Here is a 6,339-nt window from a genome sequence, read left to right as displayed (position 1 = left end):
GAGCCATGATGTTCATGAAGGGTATCTGGCGCAAGCCCGGTGTCTTCAACGTGGAGGAGTTCGATCCCGATCCGTTCCTCGAAGAGGTGGCCAAGCAAGGGCTCCCTTGGCACGAGAAGCACGACATCGACTTGGAACTCTAACCCCCGTAAGGAAGAAGAAAGACATAGAGCTATGGTACTCTTGATCGTGGATCCGCAGGTGGATTTCGTAAGCGGTTCGTTGGCTGTCAAAGGCGCACCGAAAGCCATGAAGGCTTTGGCCGAATATATGGCTGCACATCGGAAGGAGATAAAGTCCATCGTCGTGACGATGGATCAGCATCCGGCCGATCATTGCAGCTTCGTGGCACAGGGCGGACAGTGGCCGCCGCATTGTGTCCGTTATACGGTGGGTGCCGCTATCGAACCATGCATTGCGGAGGCTCTGGCTGCTTGTTCGGCAGAGGGTATCCCTGTCGAAATGATAGAGAAGGCTACTACGCAAGAGCGCGATGCTTACAGTGCCTTCGAGACGGAAGTACCCGATTCGTTGCGCTCGGCCGAACGCATAGTCGTGGCCGGAATAGCGGGCGATTACTGCGTGCGTCAGAGCGTGCTCGATCTGGAGCGTCATGGTCTCGGTGAGCGGATCGAACTTCTCAAGGAGGGAATCGCCTATATAGCCGAAGAGGAGAACCGGCCGTAAAATGCTTGCCCGCTCTTTCTCCCTCGCGGAGGAAGCCTTTCCTTTCAGGATATACTGTCCAATAATTAGACGCCGATGTCTAATTATTGGACAGTTCCTTTTTAGGGGTAATGGCGTAAAGCGTTTGTTTACAGTGCTGTATGGAGTTTGGCACGGCGTTTGAAACTATTCTTGTATAGAAAACATCATACCGGAATAATATGCGTTTCCAACATTATCTCATTTGTACGGCTGCCGTAGCGGCTTTGGCGACGAATCCCCTTACGGGCCAATCGAACATGACCCTCGAAGAGTGCGTAGACTATGCACGCCGGCACAGTTCGGCCGTGGCTCTGTCCGTTGCGGAGCTGGAGCAGTCCAAGGCCGATTATCTTCAGGCCGTCGGCAGTTTTCTGCCCCGTGTATCGGCCGGAACCGCTGCTTCGTGGAACTTCGGACGCGGATTGGATGCCGAGACGAATACCTACACCGACATCAACAGCTTCAACAATTCGTACAGCATACATGCCACGATGACTCTCTTCGACGGTTTGCAGAGTGTCTATCGGTTGCGGATGGCGCGTGCACGCCGGGAGTCGTCGCGCCTCTCCGTTCGCGAGCAGCAGGAGCTGGCAGCCCTCGGAACCACGGAGGCCTACTACGACCTCGTCTATGCGCGCCGAATGCAGGAGCTGGCCATGCAGAAGTACGAGGAGAGCAGCCGCCTCCACCGGCAGACGGCTCGAATGGAAGAGCTGGGGATGAAAAGCCGTCCCGATGTCCTCGAGATGCAGTCGCGAATGGCCGGCGACCGTTTGGCTCTGACCCGGGCGGACAATCAGTGCATCATCGCTCTGATCCGACTCAAAGAGAAAATGAACTTCCCCATCGAAGACGAACTCATCGTAGACGATATGCCGGCTGACAGCCTCTCTGCCGACATGGCCCAATCGGACAGCTCGGCCGGCGTCTTCGCCCGTGCTGCCCATCATCATCCCGTCCTCCTCCGTGCCAGACTCGACGAGCAGGCTGCCACCGACCGTTTGCGAGCCGCGCGAGGTGCATTCCTGCCGAGTGTGTCGGTATCCGGAGGATGGAACACGGGATTCTCACGCTTTTTGAACGGATCGGACTATACGCCCTTCAGCGAGCAGTTTCGCAATCGTCGGGGGGAATACGTCAGTCTGAATCTGAGTATCCCCATCTTTTCGGGCTTCAGCCTCGTGAGCCATCTGCGTCAGGCGCGCGCCGAGCGCAGGGCGGCAATCGTCCGACGGGGCGAAGCGGAGCGCAAGCTCTACAGCGAGATCGCCGAGGCCATGGCCGACCGGGATGCCGCTCTGGCTTCCTACCGTCAGGCAGAGGAGCATACCGATGCCATGCAAGCTGCTTACGAAGCCGTCTTGCAGCGTTATGAGGAGGGGCTGAATACGGCCATCGACCTGACCACTCAGGCCAATCGGCTCCTCGATGCCCGTGTGCAGCGACTGAGAGCGGCCATGACCTACCGGCTCAAATGCAGGCTCATAGCCTACTACGGCTGCCTTTCGGACTAAAACTTTTCTTTTCTCCCGTTCGTATCAAATCATACCATCATCATGGATAGAAAAATAGAAAAAAAGAAGACGCTCATCCCCCGTAAATATTATCCCTATGCAGGGGGAGCGATAGTAATACTCGCCTTGGCGGCATGGGCCGTATTCGGTAATCACAGCACCAAGTTCAGAGCCGAACGCGCTCGGATCAGCATCGACAGCGTGCGCCGGGGCGAGTTCAACGACTATGTCCGCATCAACGGTCAGGTGCAGCCCATCAACTCCATTCAGATCAGTGCCGTAGAGGGCGGAATGGTGGCGGAGAAAGCCGTGGAGGAGGGTGCCATGGTGCACAAGGGGGACATCATCGTGAGGCTGACCAATCCGATGCTGAACCTGAATATCCTCGACAGCGAAGCGCAGCTTGCCGAGAAGCAGAACTTCCTGCGCAATACGCAGGTGACCATGGAGCAGGACAGGCTCAACCTGAAACGCGAGAGCCTCAACCTCCGATTGGATATAGAGCGCAAAAAGCGGAAAGCCGAGCAGTACGCCCGGCTCTATAAGGAAAAACTCTGTTCGCGCGAGGAGTATCTGCAAGCCGGCGAGGACTACCAATATGCCGTGGAAGGCAGCAAGCTCGTCATGGAACGGCAGCGACAGGACTCGCTCTACAGGGGGATACAGGTGCGTCAGATGGAGGAGAGCCTGCACAATATGCGCCGCAATCTGGAGATGGTGCGCGCCCGTGTGGAAGATCTGAACGTGAAGGCTCCGGCCGACGGTCAGCTGGGACTTCTGGACGTGGAGATCGGGCAGACGGTAGGAGCCGGCAGCCGCATCGGACAGATCAACGTCCTGTCCGACTACAAGGTGGAGGCTATGATAGACGAGCACTATATCGATCGGGTCAAAGCCGGTCTGGCCGCTTCGTTCGAACGGCAGGGTAGGGACTTCTCCCTTCGTGTCCGGAAGGTGTACCCCGAGGTTCGGGACAAGCAGTTCCGTACCGACTTCGTATTCGACGGAGAGCGACCCGACAATATCCGCACAGGCCAGACCTACTACATCAATCTGCGTCTCGGACAGCCGTCCGAAGCCATCATGATCCCACGCGGAGCCTTCTATCAGAATACCGGTGGCCGATGGATATTCGTCGTTACGCCCGATGGCAAGCGAGCCGTTCGCCGGGACATCACGATCGCCCGTCAGAATCCGCAGTATTATGAAGTTACATCCGGTCTGCATACCGGCGAGATGGTTATCACCTCTTCGTATGATATGTTCGGCGATGCGGAAGAAATTATCCTGAATTGACCTATCTACAGACTCCGTGTAAAAGAGAAACGATATGACTCTTATTCCTTTTCCTCTATTAAAGAATCGAATCATGCAAATATGTCTTATAAATTCATTTTTGCAGGATTGTAAAGAAGAATTTCCAAGCCGAAATTCATGGTTGCAAGCTTGCAGCATACAATTTCGTCGGAAAAATCGCTTGTTGCAAGCTTGCAACATGAAATTTTGGTGGAAAAATTACTTGCTGCAAGTTGCAGAAAGCTTTTTCGGTCGAAAAATTACTCACTGCAAGCTTGCGACTATAAATTTCGGAAGCAAAATTTGTCGCTGCAAGCATGTATCAGCATTTTCTGCTACGGAAATCGCTATTTACAAACTTGAATCAAAAGGATATTAGTCATAAGGTTAATTTTTCCTTCGAGAATACAACCATCATTCCATCATTCGTCATCATTATCATGCGTACTTACTTCAAATTCCTTAGCAGAAACAAACTCTACACCTTCGTTACTATCGTAGGTTTTGCCCTCTCGCTCATGTTCGTCTTGCTACTTAGCTTCTATGTGCAGCGCGAACAGCAAGCCGATCGTATTCATACCGATTACAAACGTATCTATCAGTACAATGTCGAGAGCAAGGATAGCTGGAGCGGATTTATCTGTTGCTATCCTGCCGGAACGCTCATTCGCGAGCAGGTACCCGATGTGGAAGAGATATGCCGCATCAGCGAATACAACGACAAGGAATACATCTTTATCGGTGCCGACAAGCAAAACGGGTTGATTGCCTCCCATCTTTCGGTCGAATCCAATTTCTTTACTTTCTTTGACGGCTACAAACTCCTTGAGGGTGATCCCAAAACCGTCCTTTCCGAGCAGAACAGTGCCGTTATCTCCTCCGCGTTGGCAGCCCGTATCTTCGGCAACATGTCTCCCATCGGGCAGGAGATTTCTTTTTTCGATTTTTCCAAAGACAAGCAGACCTTTCGGATCACGGGCATCATGGAGCCGATGCCGGATAACTGTCATATCAGACCGGCCGAACTCCTTTTCTATCAGGAGCCCAAAGAAAACAACTACAACAACGGCAACTATGTCCTCTATCTCAAAGCTCGCGAAGGAGCCGACCTCACGGCACAACTGCCTGCCGTGCAGAAAGCCGTCCAAGGCAAAGATGTCATATTCGCTTTCGACGAGAAGGCCGAGGTGAAGCTCCATCCGCTGGAGAAATGCTATCCGGAGCCGCTATTCCCCAAGGAATACGCCCTAATGGTGCAAAAAGGAAATCCCGCCCGCACGCGCATACTCATTGCCATCACCCTTTTGGTCCTGATCATTGCCATTATCAGCTATATCAATCTGACCCTCGCACAGGCAGGCAGCCGTGGCAATGAGGTCGCCCTCAGAAGGCTCTGGGGGAGTAGCCGTCTCGCCATCGTACGCCGCCTCTGGTTCGAGTCGCTTCTGCTCATCTTCCTGAGCACGCTGCTGGCCGTATTCGGCATGTTCGCACTCGAACCCGTATTCGATCGCCTGTTCGATACGCATCTCTATCTGGCACGGCATATTTCGCCCATGCTCATCCTGCTGCTGATCGGCTTCATGCTCCTGCTGAGCATCGTGTGCGCAGCCCTGCCCGCATGGTTCATATCGCGGTTTCGTCCGATCGAGGTGGTCAGCGGCAAGTTTCGCCGTGTGGTCAAGAGCAGCTTCTCGCAGATTATGGTCATTTCCCAGTATGCCATTACGATGATCCTGCTGGGCTGTACCATGGTGATGGCCGTGCAGATCGACTATATGACCAACTCCGACATGGGCTACGATTACAGGAACAAACTGATCGTAGACGTTTTCAGACTGGATCCGCAGATCGTCAATACGATGAAAACCGAAATGGCCAAAATCCCCGGCATAACGGGTATAGGTCTCACCCATGGCACTCCGCTGAACGAAGGCAACAACAACACCTCCGAATACCGTGGCAAGCCTCTCTCCATGCAGATTTTCTCCATGGACTCCGTGGCACTGAGCCTGTTCGATCTGAAGATGAAGCCCAACGGCCGCAAGACCGACAAGCCCTATAGCACCCTCTATCTCAGCCGATCCGCCTACAACGACTTCGATGTGGCCAATCTGCCGGACGGTGTCATTCATTGGGGCAAAGCCGGCGAGTTCCACTATTGCGGCGATGCTCCTGAAGTTCATTTCGGAGGATTCAAAGAACCACAACCGAGCTATCTCTTCATCCCTTATCCCAAGACATCCGCCTGGTCGTGGTCCGTACTGGTCGGCTATTCCGAGGGGGCCGATCCGGAGCAGTTGATCCGAAGCATACAGGCCGTTTACTCCCGTGTTACGGGGCAGCCCTATACCGAAATCCTGCGTTCGGAAGACATCATAGCCTCGCACAGTGAGGAGGAACGTTCGCTCAGCGGTTTTCTTCTCCTCTTCAGCATTCTGGCACTGGTCGGCACGGTGATGAGCGTCTTTGCCATGGCAGCCCTGCGCATCCGTCACAAGCAAAAAGAAATAGCCATCCGCAAGGTGGTCGGAGCGCGCGAAGTGCAGATATTGCAGATTATCGGCCGCCGCAGCCTGTGGAATCTGCTCATCGCCTTCGCCGTGGCCACTCCCGTCATCTATCTGGTCATGAACCGCTGGCTGCAAGGCTATACCTATCATGCCGATATGCCTTGGTGGGTATTCCCCGCATCGCTTCTCTTCGTCTCCGCAGTAGCCATGCTCTCCATGCTCAGCATGGCCATGAACGCTGCATCGAGCAACCCCGTGGACTACCTCAAAAACGAATAAAAACAGCAGCATCAAAAACGATTGTCGTC

Annotated in this window: 6 protein-coding genes (1 of these 6 only partly in view); all 6 read left to right on the top strand. The window is 54.0% G+C overall.

Going from position 1 to position 6,339, the window contains the following annotated elements; all coding sequences use genetic code 11:
- On the top strand, positions 1–143 hold the 3' portion of the coding sequence (locus HQ49_RS04100) for a saccharopine dehydrogenase family protein (protein WP_039418597.1). 1,051 nt of this gene lie to the left of the window's left edge; the window shows 143 of its 1,194 coding nt (coding positions 1,052–1,194); the start codon falls outside the window, past its left edge; the stop codon is at positions 141–143.
- A 31-nt stretch (positions 144–174) separates the two neighbouring features.
- Entirely contained in the window at positions 175–687 is a 513-nt protein-coding gene (locus HQ49_RS04095; protein WP_018965566.1) for an isochorismatase family protein, read from the top strand.
- 200 nt (positions 688–887) lie between these two features.
- On the top strand, positions 888–2,222 hold the full coding sequence (locus tag HQ49_RS04090; RefSeq protein WP_039418596.1) for a TolC family protein: 1,335 nt from the start codon (positions 888–890) through the stop codon (positions 2,220–2,222).
- A 42-nt stretch (positions 2,223–2,264) separates the two neighbouring features.
- Positions 2,265–3,518, top strand: coding sequence for an efflux RND transporter periplasmic adaptor subunit (locus HQ49_RS04085; protein ID WP_039418595.1), 1,254 nt, complete (start codon positions 2,265–2,267; stop codon positions 3,516–3,518).
- Positions 3,519–3,552: 34 nt separating this feature from the next.
- The gene (locus HQ49_RS04080) at positions 3,553–3,897 is read left to right on the top strand and encodes a hypothetical protein (protein WP_152569138.1); all 345 of its coding nucleotides are present in this window, start codon (positions 3,553–3,555) and stop codon (positions 3,895–3,897) included.
- 61 nt (positions 3,898–3,958) lie between these two features.
- Complete coding sequence (locus tag HQ49_RS04075; RefSeq protein WP_039418592.1) at positions 3,959–6,310, top strand: ABC transporter permease; 2,352 nt, start codon at positions 3,959–3,961, stop codon at positions 6,308–6,310.
- Positions 6,311–6,339 lie beyond the last annotated feature (29 nt).

It is taken from the genome of Porphyromonas gulae (assembly GCF_000765945.1).
GTDB classification, from domain to species: Bacteria; Bacteroidota; Bacteroidia; order Bacteroidales; family Porphyromonadaceae; genus Porphyromonas; species Porphyromonas gulae.
The sequence above is the reverse complement of the archived record's forward strand: the minus strand, read 5'-3'. Positions and strand labels throughout refer to the sequence as shown.